Here is a 15,021-nt window from a genome sequence, read left to right as displayed (position 1 = left end):
ATTTCGTGACCACGCGGGGAGCTGCCCATAAAAAAGACCGCTCCGAAGAGCGGCCAATTGCCACCAGGCAAGCTGTGGGGCTGACCCCCTTGTGGATGGGCAGTCGCCATGGGCGGATGCTTGCCCATGACGTGCCGGTTTATTGAGTGACGGCGCCGCCCTGTTGCTCCTTCAGGAAGCTGATCCAGGGGGAGGCGCGACCACTGACGTTGCCATTCTGGGCGGCCTGGGTGAAGGCGCTGAGCGCCTCCTTGGGTTTCTGCTGCTCAAAGTAGGCGACCCCGGTCAGGAACTTGAGATCGGCGCGCTGCTCGCCGCTGGCATTGACGGCCGGCTTGGCGGCCAGGGCCACCAGATCCTTGTATCGCTTGCTCTGGATCATCATGCGCGCCATCTTCAGCTGCAGCTCGGCACTGGGGGCCAGCTGATAGGACTTGGCCAGGGTGTCGATGGCCGGATCCAGCTCCTTGGCCTGATGCCAGTAGTTGGCGAGCGTCTTGTAGTTGGCGGCGCTGCTCTCGATCTGCCCCTCCTTCATCGCCTTCTCCATCACGCGGGCGGCGCGATGGGGAATGCCGGCGAAGGCGAGGTAGTTGGCGAGCCGCTGCAACTCGGCCGCCTCGGTCAGCATGCCGAGGTTGTAGGCCGACTCGAGCGCCGCCAGGGCCTTGGCATCGTTGCCCGCCTGCATGTGCATGGCCGAGAGCTGGGTCCAGTACTTCTTCTTCTCCGGGTATCTGTCCACCAGGGCGGTCAGCACCTCGGTGGCCGGCTTGTACTGTTTCAGCTCGTAGTGGGCCGCCATCTTCAGCAGGTACCAGGACTCCGGTGCCTTGCCCGCGGAGAGCCTGATGGCCTGATCCACCGCCGGTATGGCCTCCCGGTACTGCTTGAGCTGCACATGGGCGTTGGCCAGGGTGATGTAGGCGTGGGGGGTCGGCTTCTCATCTTTTCCAAGGTTCGCGAACCACTCATTCATGGTGCTGATGGAGCCCTTGAAGTTGCCTTCCGCCATATAGAGCTGGGCCAGGTTGTAGCGCACCTGCTGGGCCACCGGCTGCGGCAGGCCGCCGGTGGCGATGGCGTCGGCGAAGTATTTGGTCGCCTGGCCGTATTTCTCCTGCTGGGCGGCCACGAAGCCCAGGGTCTGCAAGATGACCCCCTTGTCGTAGACCCGCTCGCCTGCGCCCGAGAGCGCATCCTGCAGCTTGGCATTGGCCTCGCCGTATTTTTTCTCGGTGATCAACGCCTGGGCCTTGTTGACCGCGCGGTAGGCGCGATCAGACAGGGCGGGCTGCTCGGCGGCCCAGCTGGCGGTACTGAGCAGCACCGCCATGGCCACCGGGGCGAGGATCAGGGTATGTAACTTTTTCATCGCCACCTTCCTTAGTTGACCGCGAACTCGATCTCTTGCTGCATGCGACTGGCCTGGGGCTTGCCATCCACCATGGCCGGCTTGAAGGTCCACTTGGCTATGGTCTTGCGTGCCTCCTTGCCGAGGTCGTAGCTGCGCGGCTCTTCCTTGACGATCCGGATGTTGCTGACGGTGCCGCGCTCGGTCACGGTGAACTCCACCAGTACCTTGCCGGAGGCGAGGCCGGCCAGCGCCGCCTTGCGGGGCATCATGGGCTCGAAGGTCGCCATGGGCATGGCGCCGTTGTTGCCACCCATGCCGCCGCCACCGCCCCCCGTGCTGTAGGCACCCAGGGCGTTGCCGCCGCCGATGTTGACCGGGATGTCGAGCTTGGGCATGTCCATGGGGGCGCTATCCATCTTGGGCCTGTCGGTGCTCGCCACTTCCATCTCGGGTGGGGGAGGCGGGCGGTTCGGGGGCGGCGGCTTGGGCAGCTCCCGTTGTTTCTCTTGCAGTGTCTCCTGGGGCTTGAGGCGAATGAAGTCGGTCATGGTGACGTCTTCTCTCTCCGTCAGCTCCCGGTGATCCGGTGTGATCAGCTTGTTCATTCCCAGAAACAGGAAGAACACCACCACACAGGAGACAGCTATCGCTATCAGGTATCTCATGGTGCTCGCTCCGGCATCAGCTGCTCTTGCTCGCCGCGATGGAGATGTTCTGGACACCGGCCATGCGGATCTGATCCATGACCTGGACCACCAGCCCGGAACGGGACTCGGTATCGGCCTGGATCACCACGGCGCTCTCCGGGTTCTCCGCCCGCAGCCGCTCGATGTTGGCACGCACGGCGCCCACTTCGACGACCCGTTTGTCGACCCAGACCTGGCCGTTCTCGCGGACCGCGACCATGATGTTCCCCTTCTTCACCGTCTCGGCCGTGCTGGCGCTCGGGCGGTTGATCTCCACGCCGGACTCCTTGACGAACGAGGTGGTGACGATGAAGAAGATCAGCATGATGAACACTATGTCCAGCATGGGGGTCAGATCGATGGCCGCCTCATCGGCACCGCTGTCGCTGTGACGTTTTCTCATGGCAAAAACTCCTTGCTTGTTCTGTGCCCCGGCGGGCAGTGCCCGGCCGGGGGAGTGCATCCTGCATCAGCCGTGTTTCAGGTTGTCTTCCAGCTTCTGCACCGCCAACTTGGCCTTGTGATCGAGCTGGTTGACAAAAAACAGGCCGGAAAGGGCGGCAATCATGCCCGCCATGGTCGGTACCGTCGCCTTGGAGATCCCCGAGGCCATGGCCCGCGGCGAACCCGTGCCCGTGATGGCCAGGGTGTCAAACACCTGCACCATGCCCACTACGGTGCCGAGCAGCCCCATCAGCGGACAGAGGGCGATCAGCACCTTGATGACCGGCATCCCCTTGTCCACCGCCATGGCGACCCGGGAGACCAGCTCGCGGCGGATCTGTTTGGCAGACCAGGAAAGGTGATCGCTGCGTGCCATCCAGGTCGCCTTGGTCTGCTTCACCTGCCGGGGGTAGACCGCCATGAAGTAGAACCAGCGCTCCAGCAGCAGGGCCCACATCATCAGGGTCAGGAAGAACAGGGCGACCAGCACGTCGCCCCCCAATCCCAGAAACCGGCGGACCGACTCGACTTCTTCAATCAACCAGAACCACATGGGTGACTCCTTAGGCTGCGGCTTTGGCGGCGTGCAGACGTTCCTGATAACGGGCGACGAAACCGGCGCTCTGCTCTTCCAGGACCTGGATGAGACGACGGCTCTGGGTCTGCACTATGGTGTAGAGGAACAGCATGGGCACCGCGACCACCAGACCCTGCATGGTGGTGACCAGGGCCTCGGAGATGCCGCCCGCCATCAGCTTGGGATCGCCGGTGCCGAACAATGTGATGGCCTGGAAGGTGGCTATCATCCCCACTACGGTGCCCAGCAGGCCCAGCAGCGGCGCCACAGAGGCGATCAGCTTGATGATGCTGATGCCCTTCTCGAACTTGGGCACGTTGCGCAGGATTATCTCGTCGAGCTTGGATTCCAGATCCTCTATGTTGTCACCGCGGTGGGACTGATAGGCCCCCAGCATCTCGCCGATGGGATTGCCCTTGACGATCTGATCGGATTTCAGCTGCTTGCGCATGGCGCTGCCTATCATCGACAGGCGCAGGCCGCAGAAGATGGCCAGCAGGGTACCGAGCACGCCGAGTACCATGATGACGTAGCCAACCTCACCCCCCTGATCGACGCGTTCCTTGAAGGTCGGCGACTGCACCAGCAGGGAGAGGATCACCCCGCGGGACGGGTCGATGAAGATGGGCTCGACGGCGCTGTTGCCCTGCTCAAACTGGGCGATGGGCTCCAGCACGGCGTTGTCCGGCTGACGGGAGAGCTGCTCGAACTTGCCGGTCTCCGGCACGAAGGTGAGGTACTTGCCCTCGGAGACGGTGTTGAACTCGCCTATCTGGGTCACCGTCTTCTCGGCCTGGTTGCCCTCGCCGTAGACCACGGTCGCCGGGATCTGGCTCACCTTGCCACCGTCCACCATGCGGCCGAGGGTGGTGGTCCAGAAGGCGGTCAGATCGTCGCTGGAGGGGAGCTCCTTGCTCTCCGCCAGGCGGGTCAGCAGGGCCGTCTGCTCGGGGTGCTCGACCCGGCGGGCGGAGGCGTTGAAGATCCCCTTGAACTCGCCGGCGAACTGGCGCAGTACCCCGAACATCTCGCCCATGTTGCCGGAACGCTGGCGCAGGGTTTCGGTCAGTTCGGTGAGCTGCTTGTCGTTGGCATCGAAGGTGGCCTTGAGCTGCTCGCCCTTGGCGGTTTCGGCGGCGAGCTCGGCCTTGGCCTTGGCGAGCAGGGCCCCTTGCTCATTCTTGTCAGCCAGGAAGCGGGCCTCCCGCTCCTTGTTGAGCTGGGATTCGCTGGTGCTGGCGGCCTTGACCTGATTGAGCAGGGCGTTGAGATCCACCGGCTTCTCGGCGGCGGTCACCGGCAGGGTGAACAGGGTGGCTCCCGCTATCAGGGAGGCAATGGCGAGTCTGATTCCTTTCATGATGCTTTCTCCGCAGTTTGAACCGGCAGCTTGATGAGGGCGGGAGGCGCCTGCTTCTTGGCGATGCGAAGGCCCTGTTCAACCGCGCTGCGATACTCCTGGGGCAACTCTTCCCACTGGCGGGTCTGCTTGTTCCACATGCCGGTCTCGTTGCCGTCCGGGGACTGGTAGAGCAGGGCGATGCGGCCGACCCGCAGGAACTCGTAGGTCTTCTCGCCGCCGTCCTTGTCCAGGCTGGCCTTGTAGGACTCTATGGTGCGGCTGAAGCCCTCCTCGATCTGGTAGGCCTCGAGGATCTTGCGGTACTTCTCGGAGATGGTGACGTCGGCCCGGTTCATGAGGTCGGTCAGGGCCGCCACGCGGTCCTCCCGCTCGACCTTCTGGAACGGCAAGTCCAGGGCGACGAACTGATCGAGGGAGTCGATCATCTTGAGCATCAGGGGCACCACCTCGGTGCTGGTCTGATCGATCTGGGCTATCTGGCGCTGCATCGAGGCCAGCTCGGCACTCTGGGAGTCGACCATCTTGCCCACTTGCTCGTTGTAGGTGCGCAGGCTGTCGACCTGACGCAGGGCGGCCTTGTACTGGGCCAGGGCGGATTCGGCAGACTCGGCGTAGCTGTCGATCTTCTGCTGGGACACTTTGGAGGCATTGTCGGTGGCGGCTTGAGCGTCCACTGCCTGACCGGCAGAGGCGGCACTCAGATTGAAGCTGGTCAGCAGGGCAGCCGAAACCAGGCTGCCGAGGAGCGCTTTCTTCATTGTAATAGTCCTTGTTTTCATAGGATTACCCTATCTCCGTGACTTCCTTGGAACCTTGGGCAGAGCCGGCCCGAGGGGGCCGGCTCGTCACTTTCCTGGTGGATCAGAACTTCTGGGCGTAGTCGAGGTAGTAGATGCGACCGTCGATGCTGTAGAGCTCCTCGTCATAGGTGAAGCCATCGCTCTCGAGGGACGGACCCGCGTTGAACATGTTCTTCACCCCGACCTGGATCTTGCCGTTCCAGGGGGCATCCACGCCGACGTTCAGGTTCCAGGTGGTCTGGGACGCGATGTGGCCCACTTCCTCACCTGTGTCGGCGATGTAGTCCTGGCTCTGGGAGTCGATGTAGTTCGCGCTCAGGTAGCTATCCATGTTCCACCACTGGGGCACGTTGACACCCACGCCGGTGCTGAAGCGCATCTGCGGCAGACCGTTCTGGCCGATCTTGTCGATGACGGGGCCACCGGCGTACAGGCCTTCCTTGTACTCAAGGATGTAGGTGCCGCCGAGGTCATAGCGGATGGTGGCGGAGGTCAGGTCGTAGCGGTAATCCAGCTTGAGATCCAGACCGCTGGTGTTCAGGGTCCCCAGGTTGACCATGGGGGCGATGGCACCGCTGATCTTGCCCTGGCTGTTGCGGGTGATGTTGCTGGAGCCCCCGTTGTTCAGCTCGTCATAGATGACGGACTGCAGGGAGTTCAGCTGGATCACGTCCTCGATCTTGATGGTGTAGTAGTCCAGGGAGAGGTTAAGGTCATCCAGCGGGCTGTAGGCCACCCCGAAGTTCCAGGTGTCCGCCGTCTCTTCCTTCAGCTCCTCGTTGGAGGTACGGGTGGTGTCGTACTGGCGGTTCGGGCAGTCCGCCGCCGAGATGCCGTTGGCCTCGCAGTAGACATAGTCCTTGGCCCAGTCGGCCGAGTAGGAATCAGCCGCGTAGAGATCGCTCAGGCTGGGGGCTCGGAAGGAGCGGGACCAGGAGGTGCGCAGCATCAGGTTGTCCAGCGGCTGGTAACGCAGGCTCGCCTTGGGGGAGAAGGCGCTGCCGAAGTCGCTGTAGTCATCGAAGCGACCGGCCAGGTTCAGCTCAATCTGATCCGTGATGGGCACCAGGGACTCGATGTAGGCGGCGGTGACGTCGCGCACCCCGCCGGAGGAGTTGCCGGAGGAGCCTATGATGTTGCCGGCCTCGGACTGGGCATCGTACTTGTCGGCATAGACCCAGTCGTTGTACTCGGCGCCCGCATACCAGCTGACCGGACCGGCCGGCAGCTCACCCATGTCCCACTGGACACCGGCGTACCACTGGTAGAAGTCCATGGTGGAGCGGCGGCTGGTGTCGGCGGCCATGGCGGCAGTGCTCTTGGGATCGAACTCCCCCCCGACAAACTTGCCGTCGGCGATGGCCTGCTGGGCGGCGGATTGCAGCACGTAACCGGTGCCGTTCTCCTTGTTGTCGGTCTTGGAGTACATGTAACCGGCGTTCCACTGCATGTCGCCCACGGATTCTGTGGTGACAGTGCCCTCGAAGCCGAGGTTGAGGCTGCCGGTCATGTCGGTGACATAGTTGTCACGGGGGCCGACGTTGCTGAAGCGGTAGTAGGCGTAGGCGGCCTCACCCAGACCCTGGGTGGCGGCGGCGTCCAGCCCGTTATCGGCGAAGAACTGGGCGTTGTTCGGGTTGGACGGGTCTATGGCGAAGGCGCCGGCGGCGGGGGCGAAGCGGCCGAAGCTCTCGACCCGGGAGCCGATGATCTGCGGCACGAAGTCGACATTGTCGTTGATGTGGTAGCGACCGTTCACATAGAGGGTGTCACGGCTGCGGGAGGCCGTGGTGGCCGCGACCTGACCGTAGTTGAAGTTGCAGCCGCCCTCGAAGCCGATGAATGGCTCCTTGCAGCTGCCGTCGGCATTGGTGGCACCGGCCAGGGGGCCGTATTTCCAGATGGGATCCCCGTTGGCGTCGAGGCCGGTGATCCCCTCCACGTTGCGGCCGTAGGCGCTGGGGGCATCGTTGCCCTGCTTGGCGAGATAGTCGCGATCACGGGCATAGACGACGTCCTTCTTGTCGTGCTCGTAGACCGCCATCAGCGAGCCCTTCTCGCCGTTGACGCCCGCCACGACGGAGCCGCTGGCTTCATCGCCGCCCGGCTCGGTCGGGGAACCGAGACGTCCCTGGAAGGTCAGGCCCTCATAGCCCTCTTTGAGCACCACGTTGATGACACCGCCGATGGCGTCGGAACCATAGATGGCCGAACCGCCGTCCAGGTTGACTTCGACCCGCTCAACGGCGGCCATGGGGATGGTGTTGAGGTTGATGGAGGTGCCGCCCATGGTGGGGGAGCCTGCGACCCGCTTGCCGTTCAGCAAGACCAGGGTGCGCTCCGAGCCCAGGCCGCGCAGGCCGACGGTGGATTGGGACTGGAAGGAGCTGCCGGAGGCCGGGGAGACGCCACCGAAGGAGTTGTAGGAGGCCTGCTTGAGGTAATCGGCGACGGTCTGTTGACCTGATTGCTCGATTTTTGCCTTGGTCACCGAGACGACAGGGGTGGAGCCTTCCACATCGACCCGGGAGATCCGCGAGCCGGTGACCTTGATTTTTTGCAGTTTTTCGACGTTCTGGCCCTCTTCGGCCAGGGCAGGGGTGACCACAACTGCCGCGCTCGCCAAGGCAAACGCTACGGCAGCAGAGAGTCTGCTTTTCCTAAGCATCGTTAGTATCCTTCCTGATTGTTTTTTTGTTTGCTTCCCTTACCGCCCTCGTTGGAGCGGTGCGTAAGGCTTATCAAGCTTTGATGATTGACGTCAAATGGAGCGGCCAGGATGGTGACTGGAAGGGGAATTAGAAGACTGTGCAGGATTTGGGTGATTTTTTTGGCGTTTTATTCCGTAAAGAATGCAGATGCTCATGTAAATATGTTGTTAACTTTGTATTTCCCAATTTTATTGATTAGTTTTGAACTTATCGATAAACCACCTGTCGCCATGACCTCGGTATCGTGGAATGACATTTTTGCAGTATTTAAATCTATCTTCGGTGTTAGGGGGATTTCAGTTCAGGTTCAGGCCGGAGGATATTTCCCTCTTCTTTAATAGGTAAAATGAGATGAGAGGGTGTTTGATTTTATCTATATGTTTTTATTTGTATTTTTTTAATTTCAAACGGTCGTGTAATTAATTTTTTAATAATTAAAAACAAGTTAAATGAGAAGGCGTAGCAGTTTTTTATATTGAAGTTGGATTTTTTGGAAAAAAACATCGGTGAGTTATGCTGCGGACCTCACTGACGATCGATGGGCTTAGTTCTACTTGATTTTTGTTGCAGAGCTTTTACAGTGGCCGAGCGGGATTGTCTGCCAATACCAGTCAATTCAGTGAGTAATGCCAGGAAGCATAGGCCGGTCACCGGATGTGACTGACCATAAAAGAACAACAAGGACGAGGTTCCACCATGCTGTCGTATTTCTTACGTCGGATGCTTCTGATCATCCCGACGTTTCTCGGTATCACCCTGCTCGTCTTCACCATCACCCGCTTCGTGCCGGGCGGCCCGGTCGAGCGCATGTTGCTGCAGGCACAGGTCTCGCAGAACGAGACAGGTCGCTCCAGCGGCAGCAAGGGGGCGCAGGCACTCTCCGATGAGCAGATCGAGGAGCTCAAGGCCTTTTACGGTCTCGACAAGCCCATGCTGATCGCCTACTGGGAGTGGCTGCAGAAGCTGGCGGTGCTGGATCTCGGGGAGTCGACCCGCTACTACGAGCCGGTGTGGGATCTCATCAAGGAGCGACTGCCGGTGACGGCCTTCTTCGGGCTGGCGACCTTCCTGCTGAGTTACGCCGTCTCCATCCCGCTCGGGGTGGCCAAGGCCCTCAGGCACAACAGCCGCTTCGATTCCCTGAGCTCCATGCTCATCTACATGGCCTATGCGCTACCCGCCTACGTGGTGGGGATCTTCCTCATCACCGTCTTCGCCTTCCACCTGGAGTGGCTGCCCATGGGGGGCTTCCCGGGGGACGAGTTCGATTCCATGGAGAGCAGCTGGGATCAGATCCGCACCCTCTTCGCCCACGCCCTGCTGCCGCTCATCGCCTATGCCATCGGGGATTTTGCCATCCTCACCATGACCATGAAGAACAGCCTGATGGAGAACCTGTCGGCGGATTACGTGCGCACCGCCGTAGCCAAGGGGCTGCCGTTTCGCAAGGCGGTCACCGACCACGCCATGCGCAACAGCCTGATCCCCATCGCCAGTCACCTGGGGTCCGTGCTCACCGTCTTCTTCGGTGGCTCTTTCCTCATCGAGACCATCTTCAACATCGACGGCATAGGTCTGCTCGGCTACGAGGCCATCGTCGAGCGGGACTACCCCACCGTCATGGGCATTCTGGCCATCACCTCCATGCTGATGCTGGTGGGCAATATCGTCTCCGATATCTGCGTTGCCTTGGTTGATCCCCGCGTACGGTTTGGAGACTGAGCATGAACCTGAACCCGGTAACGCTGAAAAAACTCAAGCGCTTCAAGTCCATCAAGCGCGGTTACTACTCCTTTGTCATCTTCTCGGCCCTGGTGGTCATCTCCCTGCTGGCGGAGCTGCTGGTCAACAGCCGGGCGCTGGCGGTGAGCTATCAGGGAGAGCTCTACTTCCCCACCTATGGTGACGTGATCCCGGGCCAGCAGTTCGGGCTCGATTACGAGTACGAGACCAACTACCGCCAGCTCAAGGGCAAATTTGCACAGGAAGAGAAGGGGGACTGGGTGCTGCTGCCCCTGGTGCCCTGGAACCCCTATGAGCAGGATTTCAAGGAGGAGGCCTACCCGCCCTATGCTCCCAGCCTCACGGAGCGCCACTTCCTCGGCACCGACACCAGCGGTCGCGACGTGCTGGCGCGCCTGGTCTACGGCTTTCGCATCGCCATCGGCTTTGCCTTCATCACCCTGGTGGCGAGCTATGTCATCGGGGTCAGCATAGGCTGCATGATGGGCTTTCTCGGCGGGCGCTTCGACCTTGTGTTGCAGCGCTTTATCGAGATCTGGTCCCAGGTCCCCTTCCTCTACGTCATCATGATACTGGTGTCGCTGGCCAAGCCGAACTTCGGCCTCTTCGTGGGGATCAACGTGCTGTTCGGCTGGATGGGGATCACCTGGTACATGCGCACCCTCACCTACAAGGAGCGGGCGCGGGACTATGTGATGGCGGCGCGGGCGCAGGGGGCGAGCACCAAACGGATCATCTTCAACCACATACTACCCAACACCCTGATGATGATAGTCACCCTGGCCCCCTTCGCCGTGGTGGGGAATATCTCCACCCTGACGGCGCTGGACTACCTGGGTTTCGGCCTGGCCCCGCCGACCCCGAGCTGGGGGGAGCTGCTCTCGCAAGGGATCAACAACCTGGATGCGATCTGGATCGTCAGCTCTGTGGTGGCGGCGGTGAGCCTGGTGCTGATCATGGTCTCCTTCATCGGCGAGGCGATCCGCGAGGCGTTCGATCCGCGCAAGTTTACCCGTTATCAGTGACCCGGGGCGCGCCTCAGGGCCCTGGGTATCCAACCCTTAATTGAGACGCCCCCGGTGCAGGGGCATGACCTGGAAGTCAAACATGAACAATAAAATCAAATGGATAGGTGCTCTCTTCGTGCTGGTGAACGGATCCTGGGTGTGGGCCGCCAGCCTGCCCGCGGATCTCAAGTGGGAGACCAATGACACAGACCCCGTGTTTGCCTCTCCCAAGGCACTGCCCGGTGGCACCCTCAACCTCTTCATCGACAGCTTTCCGCTGACGTTTCGCACCGTGGGGCCTGACTCCAACGGTTCGTTCCGCTCCTTCATCCTGGACAACCAGCTGAGGCTCATCAGCTTCCACCCCAATACAGGCAATCCCATTCCCTCGCTGGCGAGCGCCTGGGCCATAGCACCGGACAGCCAGACCGTCTATTTCAAGCTGGATCCCCGCGCCAAATGGTCTGACGGCAAGCCCGTCACCGCCGACGACTACACCTTCGGCTACGAGATGATGCGCTCCAAGGACATCAAGGGGCCCTGGTTCAACAACTACTACACCACAGAGGTGGTGGCGGTGGAGAAGATTGACGATCACACCATCCTGGTGAAGGCGGGCAGCCGCAAGGCCAGGCTGGATCTCCTCAACACCACGGAGCTGTGGCCCCAGCCGAAGCACTACTACAAGATGGGCCCGAACTGGGTGAAGCAGTACAACTGGGCAGTGGTGCCGACCACTGGCCCCTATGTGATGAGCGAGGTGAAGAAGGGCAAGTCCATCACCTTCAGCAAGCAGAAGGATTGGTGGGCCCAGCAGGATCGCTACAACCAGCACAGATTCAACATCGACCGCATCAAGGTGCAGGTGATCCGGGATCACAACATAGCGTTTCGCCACTTCCTCAAGGGAGAGATAGATACCTTCGAGATGATACTGCCCAACTGGTGGCATGAAAAAGCCGTGACCCCGGAATACAAGAAGGGCTATGTGCAGAAGGTGATGGCGATGACAGACACCAAGCAAGGGGGGCAGGGGGTGCACCTCAATGTGGCCAACCCCAAGCTGGCGGACGTGAATGTGCGCCTCGGCATTCAGCACGCCATGAACCTGGACAAGATGATAGCGACAGTGCTGCACGGCGACTATGACAGGGCCACCACCTTCGGCTCGGGCTTTGGCGAATTCACCGACATCAAGCTGCCGGAGCGGGCCTATGACATCACCAAGGCGCGGGAGTATTTCGCCAAGGGGGGCTACAACAAACCGGGGCCGGACGGCATCCTGCAAAACGACAAGGGGGAGCGGCTGACCCTGGCCCTCACCTACACCAGCCAGGAGCACTCCAAGCGGCTGACCGTGCTCAAAGAAGAGGCCAAGAAGGCGGGTCTGGATCTGGAGCTCAACCTGGTGGATGGCGCCACCGGCTTCAAGGTGATGCTGGAGAAGAAACACGAGGCGGCTTGGCTCGGCTGGGGTGGCGGTGGTCTCTACCCGCAATATTGGGAGTCGTTCCACTCGGCCAACGCCAACAAGCCCCAGACCAACAACCTGTTCAACGTGGCCGACAAGGCGCTGGACGCCCTGATCGACGCCTACAACGTCGAGTTCGATATGACCAAGCGGGCCGAGATCTCCCGCCAGATCCAGCAGCGCATCTATGACCTCGCCATCTTCGTGCCCGGGGTGCAGCTCAACTACGTGCGGGCCAGCAGCTGGCGCCACGTGATGCTGCCGGAGGTGCCCGCCACCCGTAACACCCCGGATCTGCTCTACTGGCCCATGGATGGCTACCCCCACAGCAGTGGCGGCCTGCTCTGGCTCGATCCCAAGGTGCAGGAAGAGACCAGCAACGCCAAGGAAGCGGGTGAGTCGCTCTCTCCCATCACCCTGATCGACAAGACCTATGCGCATCATTGAGAAGGGGGAGGCGATGACAGAGACACAAGCCCCCATCCTCGACGTCCGAGACAATGGGGGGCAGTTCACCGCTGATAACGGTCAGGGCAGGGCCCCCATCCTGGAGGTGCGGGATCTCGAGGTGGAGTTCGCGGTCGACGACGGCAAGATCAAGGTGCTCGACGGGGTCAGCTTCCAGGTCGCCCCGGGCCAGACCCTAGGTATCGTCGGTGAATCCGGCTGCGGCAAGAGCGTCACCTCGCTGGCCATCATGGGGCTACTGCCCAGGCCCCACGGTCAGGTGGTGGCGGGATCCATCCGCTTTCAGGGGGAGGAACTGCTGTCGCTGCCGCCGGATCAGATGTACAAGGTGCGCGGCAACCGCATCTCCATGATCTTCCAGGAGCCGATGACGGCGCTCAATCCGGTGCAGACGGTCGGGACTCAGCTGATGGAGGTGTTCAGCCTGCACAGGCCTGATTTCAGCAAGGCGCAGCGCAAGGAGGCCGCCATCGCCATGCTGCAGAAGGTGGGGATCCCGGAGCCGGCCCAGCGCTTCGCCGTCTACCCCCACAACCTTTCCGGCGGCATGCGCCAGCGGGTGATGATCGCCATGGCGCTTGCCTGCGAGCCGGATCTGCTCATCTGCGACGAGCCGACCACTGCGCTGGATGTCACCATCCAGGCCCAGATCCTGGATCTGATGAAGGCGCTGCAGGCCCAGACCGGCATGGCCATCATCTTCATCACCCACGATCTCGGGGTGGTGGCGGAGCTGTGCGACGAGGTAGTGGTGATGTATGCGGGCCGCGCCGTGGAGCGGGCCGACATCTTCGAGCTGTTTGACCACCCGCGCCATCCCTATACTCATGGTCTGATGGCCTCGATCCCGCGCCTCGAAGACGTGCCCAAGAGCCTGCTCAAGACCATCAAGGGCCAGGTGCCCGCCCTGCACGAGATGCCGGCGGGCTGCCGCTTCTCCAACCGTTGTCCCCACGCCACCGAGATCTGCGTGGGCACCATACCGGTGACAGAGCAGCTGAGCGAGCGCCACGCTGTGGCCTGCCACCACTGGAAGGAGTTGAGCATATGAGCATCTTGTTGTCGGTACGGGAGTTGAAGCAGCACCTCAGCAATCGGGAAGGGGCTATGTCGGCTCTTTACCTGGATGGACAGGAGCGGCGGCGATGAGCACCTTGTTGTCGGTCAGAGACTTGAAGCAGCACTTCAAGATGGGTGGCGGCTTTTTGCGCAAGCCCTACACCGTCTATGCGGTGGATGGCATCAGCTTCGATCTCAAGCAGGGGGAGACGCTGGGGCTGGTGGGGGAGTCCGGCTGCGGCAAGTCCACCCTGGGGCGCTCCCTGCTCAAGCTGTTTGAACCCACGGCGGGGCAGATAAGCTTCGAGGGGCGCGACATCACCCGGTTGTCACCCGGGGAGATGCGATCCCTGCGCCAGGAGATGCAGATAGTCTTTCAGGATCCTGCAGAATCCCTCAACGGTCGCCACACAGTGGGCCAGATCCTGGAAGAGCCCTTCATCATCCACGGTAAAGGCAGCACAGCGCAACGACGCGGCTGGGTGCTGGAGCTGCTGGACAAGGTGGGACTGCCCAAGAGTGCGGTGGATCGCTATCCTCACGAGTTTTCCGGCGGCCAGCGCCAGCGCATCGGCATAGCCCGCGCCATCGCCCTCAAGCCCAAACTGCTGGTGTGCGACGAGGCGGTGTCGGCGCTGGACGTCTCGGTGCAGTCCCAGATAGTGAACCTGCTGCTCACCCTGCAGCGGGAGATGAATCTGGCCATCATCTTCATCGCCCACGATCTCTCTGTGGTCAAACACATCTCGGACAGGATTGCGGTCATGTACTTGGGAAGGATCGTCGAGCTGGCCGAGGCCCAGCAACTCTACCTGAGCCCGCGCCACCCCTATACCCAGGCGCTCATCTCGGCGATCCCGGTGCCGGATCCCCGCAGGCGCAACCAGCGCATCCTGCTGACCGGGGACGTCCCCTCACCCATCTCGCCGCCGAGCGGCTGCCATTTCCATCAGCGCTGCCCCTATGCCACAGAGTTGTGCCGAGGCACCTCGCCGAGTCTGGAGCCCTGTGGCACAGAGGCCCATCAGGTGGCCTGCCACTTCCCCTTGTCCGTGGTGGAGGCGGCGCCGCTGGGAAAGGCGGTCTGATGCCGGCATCCGCTTCGCCAGGGCCGGTATCGCAGCAAGGTGGCGTCGGGGACGAGCAATAAAAAAATGGGGCCTGTGGGCCCCATCTTCATGGTTGGAGTTCAGGTTTGGCCGTGGAACATCTGGCCCGGGCAGGACAGCGCCCCGAGGGGGTGGCTGTGGTGTGAATTGCTGAGTTATTTTGTAGTTTTATTACGTTACTAATTTCTACTTCCGGGCGGGCGACATCAGGCGCCATAGCGGAAGT

At 61.5% G+C, this 15,021-nt stretch carries 13 protein-coding genes; 6 read left to right on the top strand and 7 right to left on the bottom strand.

What is annotated here, in order from left to right:
* Positions 1-139: 139 nt before the first annotated feature.
* The 7 genes from G4923_RS13805 to G4923_RS13775 all read right to left on the bottom strand — a co-directional run bounded on the left by G4923_RS13805 (position 140) and on the right by G4923_RS13775 (position 7,895).
* Positions 140-1,375, bottom strand: coding sequence for a tetratricopeptide repeat protein (locus tag G4923_RS13805; RefSeq protein WP_163137411.1), 1,236 nt, complete (start codon positions 1,373-1,375; stop codon positions 140-142).
* An 11-nt stretch (positions 1,376-1,386) separates the two neighbouring features.
* Positions 1,387-2,022, bottom strand: a complete 636-nt coding sequence (locus G4923_RS13800; RefSeq protein WP_106887700.1) for an energy transducer TonB — start codon at positions 2,020-2,022, stop codon at positions 1,387-1,389.
* A gap of 16 nt (positions 2,023-2,038) precedes the next feature.
* On the bottom strand, positions 2,039-2,446 hold the full coding sequence (locus tag G4923_RS13795) for an ExbD/TolR family protein (RefSeq protein ID WP_005327075.1): 408 nt from the start codon (positions 2,444-2,446) through the stop codon (positions 2,039-2,041).
* A gap of 66 nt (positions 2,447-2,512) precedes the next feature.
* Positions 2,513-3,040, bottom strand: a complete 528-nt coding sequence (locus G4923_RS13790; protein WP_163137410.1) for a MotA/TolQ/ExbB proton channel family protein — start codon at positions 3,038-3,040, stop codon at positions 2,513-2,515.
* Positions 3,041-3,050: 10 nt separating this feature from the next.
* Positions 3,051-4,424, bottom strand: a complete 1,374-nt coding sequence (locus G4923_RS13785) for a MotA/TolQ/ExbB proton channel family protein (protein ID WP_163137409.1) — start codon at positions 4,422-4,424, stop codon at positions 3,051-3,053.
* Positions 4,421-5,185, bottom strand: coding sequence for a DUF3450 domain-containing protein (locus tag G4923_RS13780; RefSeq protein ID WP_106887697.1), 765 nt, complete (start codon positions 5,183-5,185; stop codon positions 4,421-4,423). Before G4923_RS13780 ends, G4923_RS13785 begins: the two co-directional genes overlap by 4 nt.
* A gap of 103 nt (positions 5,186-5,288) precedes the next feature.
* Positions 5,289-7,895 (bottom strand): TonB-dependent receptor plug domain-containing protein, encoded by a 2,607-nt coding sequence (locus tag G4923_RS13775; RefSeq protein ID WP_163137408.1) that lies wholly within the window; start codon positions 7,893-7,895, stop codon positions 5,289-5,291.
* A 111-nt stretch (positions 7,896-8,006) separates the two neighbouring features.
* Here G4923_RS13775 and G4923_RS13770 point away from each other — a divergent pair, with 111 nt between their 5' ends.
* The 6 genes from G4923_RS13770 (at position 8,007) to G4923_RS13745 (ending at position 14,774) form a co-directional block, all read left to right on the top strand.
* Positions 8,007-8,276, top strand: coding sequence for a hypothetical protein (locus tag G4923_RS13770; protein ID WP_163137407.1), 270 nt, complete (start codon positions 8,007-8,009; stop codon positions 8,274-8,276).
* 358 nt (positions 8,277-8,634) lie between these two features.
* Positions 8,635-9,660, top strand: coding sequence for an ABC transporter permease subunit (locus tag G4923_RS13765; RefSeq protein ID WP_025325954.1), 1,026 nt, complete (start codon positions 8,635-8,637; stop codon positions 9,658-9,660).
* A gap of 2 nt (positions 9,661-9,662) precedes the next feature.
* Positions 9,663-10,706, top strand: coding sequence for an ABC transporter permease (locus G4923_RS13760; protein ID WP_162520032.1), 1,044 nt, complete (start codon positions 9,663-9,665; stop codon positions 10,704-10,706).
* Between the two features lie 82 nt (positions 10,707-10,788).
* The gene (locus G4923_RS13755) at positions 10,789-12,606 is read left to right on the top strand and encodes an extracellular solute-binding protein (protein ID WP_163137406.1); all 1,818 of its coding nucleotides are present in this window, start codon (positions 10,789-10,791) and stop codon (positions 12,604-12,606) included.
* A gap of 13 nt (positions 12,607-12,619) precedes the next feature.
* Positions 12,620-13,678, top strand: coding sequence for an ABC transporter ATP-binding protein (locus G4923_RS13750; RefSeq protein ID WP_163137405.1), 1,059 nt, complete (start codon positions 12,620-12,622; stop codon positions 13,676-13,678).
* Between the two features lie 94 nt (positions 13,679-13,772).
* On the top strand, positions 13,773-14,774 hold the full coding sequence (locus G4923_RS13745; RefSeq protein WP_163137404.1) for an ABC transporter ATP-binding protein: 1,002 nt from the start codon (positions 13,773-13,775) through the stop codon (positions 14,772-14,774).
* The last annotated feature ends 247 nt before the right edge of the window (positions 14,775-15,021 follow it).

Source organism: Aeromonas rivipollensis, assembly GCF_010974825.1.
GTDB classification, from domain to species: Bacteria; Pseudomonadota; Gammaproteobacteria; order Enterobacterales; family Aeromonadaceae; genus Aeromonas; species Aeromonas rivipollensis.
The sequence above is the reverse complement of the archived record's forward strand: the minus strand, read 5'-3'. Positions and strand labels throughout refer to the sequence as shown.

Bases quoted from the DNA above. Each gene is read 5' to 3' on its own strand.
- G4923_RS13805 (WP_163137411.1), bottom strand. From the start codon at position 1,375: ATGAAAAAGTTACATACCCTGATCCTCGCCCCGGTGGCCATGGCGGTG.
- G4923_RS13800 (WP_106887700.1), bottom strand. From the start codon at position 2,022: ATGAGATACCTGATAGCGATAGCTGTCTCCTGTGTGGTGGTGTTCTTC.
- G4923_RS13795 (WP_005327075.1), bottom strand. From the start codon at position 2,446: ATGAGAAAACGTCACAGCGACAGCGGTGCCGATGAGGCGGCCATCGAT.
- G4923_RS13790 (WP_163137410.1), bottom strand. From the start codon at position 3,040: ATGTGGTTCTGGTTGATTGAAGAAGTCGAGTCGGTCCGCCGGTTTCTG.
- G4923_RS13785 (WP_163137409.1), bottom strand. From the start codon at position 4,424: ATGAAAGGAATCAGACTCGCCATTGCCTCCCTGATAGCGGGAGCCACC.
- G4923_RS13780 (WP_106887697.1), bottom strand. From the start codon at position 5,185: ATGAAGAAAGCGCTCCTCGGCAGCCTGGTTTCGGCTGCCCTGCTGACC.
- G4923_RS13775 (WP_163137408.1), bottom strand. From the start codon at position 7,895: ATGCTTAGGAAAAGCAGACTCTCTGCTGCCGTAGCGTTTGCCTTGGCG.
- G4923_RS13770 (WP_163137407.1), top strand. From the start codon at position 8,007: ATGGTGACTGGAAGGGGAATTAGAAGACTGTGCAGGATTTGGGTGATT.
- G4923_RS13765 (WP_025325954.1), top strand. From the start codon at position 8,635: ATGCTGTCGTATTTCTTACGTCGGATGCTTCTGATCATCCCGACGTTT.
- G4923_RS13760 (WP_162520032.1), top strand. From the start codon at position 9,663: ATGAACCTGAACCCGGTAACGCTGAAAAAACTCAAGCGCTTCAAGTCC.
- G4923_RS13755 (WP_163137406.1), top strand. From the start codon at position 10,789: ATGAACAATAAAATCAAATGGATAGGTGCTCTCTTCGTGCTGGTGAAC.
- G4923_RS13750 (WP_163137405.1), top strand. From the start codon at position 12,620: ATGACAGAGACACAAGCCCCCATCCTCGACGTCCGAGACAATGGGGGG.
- G4923_RS13745 (WP_163137404.1), top strand. From the start codon at position 13,773: ATGAGCACCTTGTTGTCGGTCAGAGACTTGAAGCAGCACTTCAAGATG.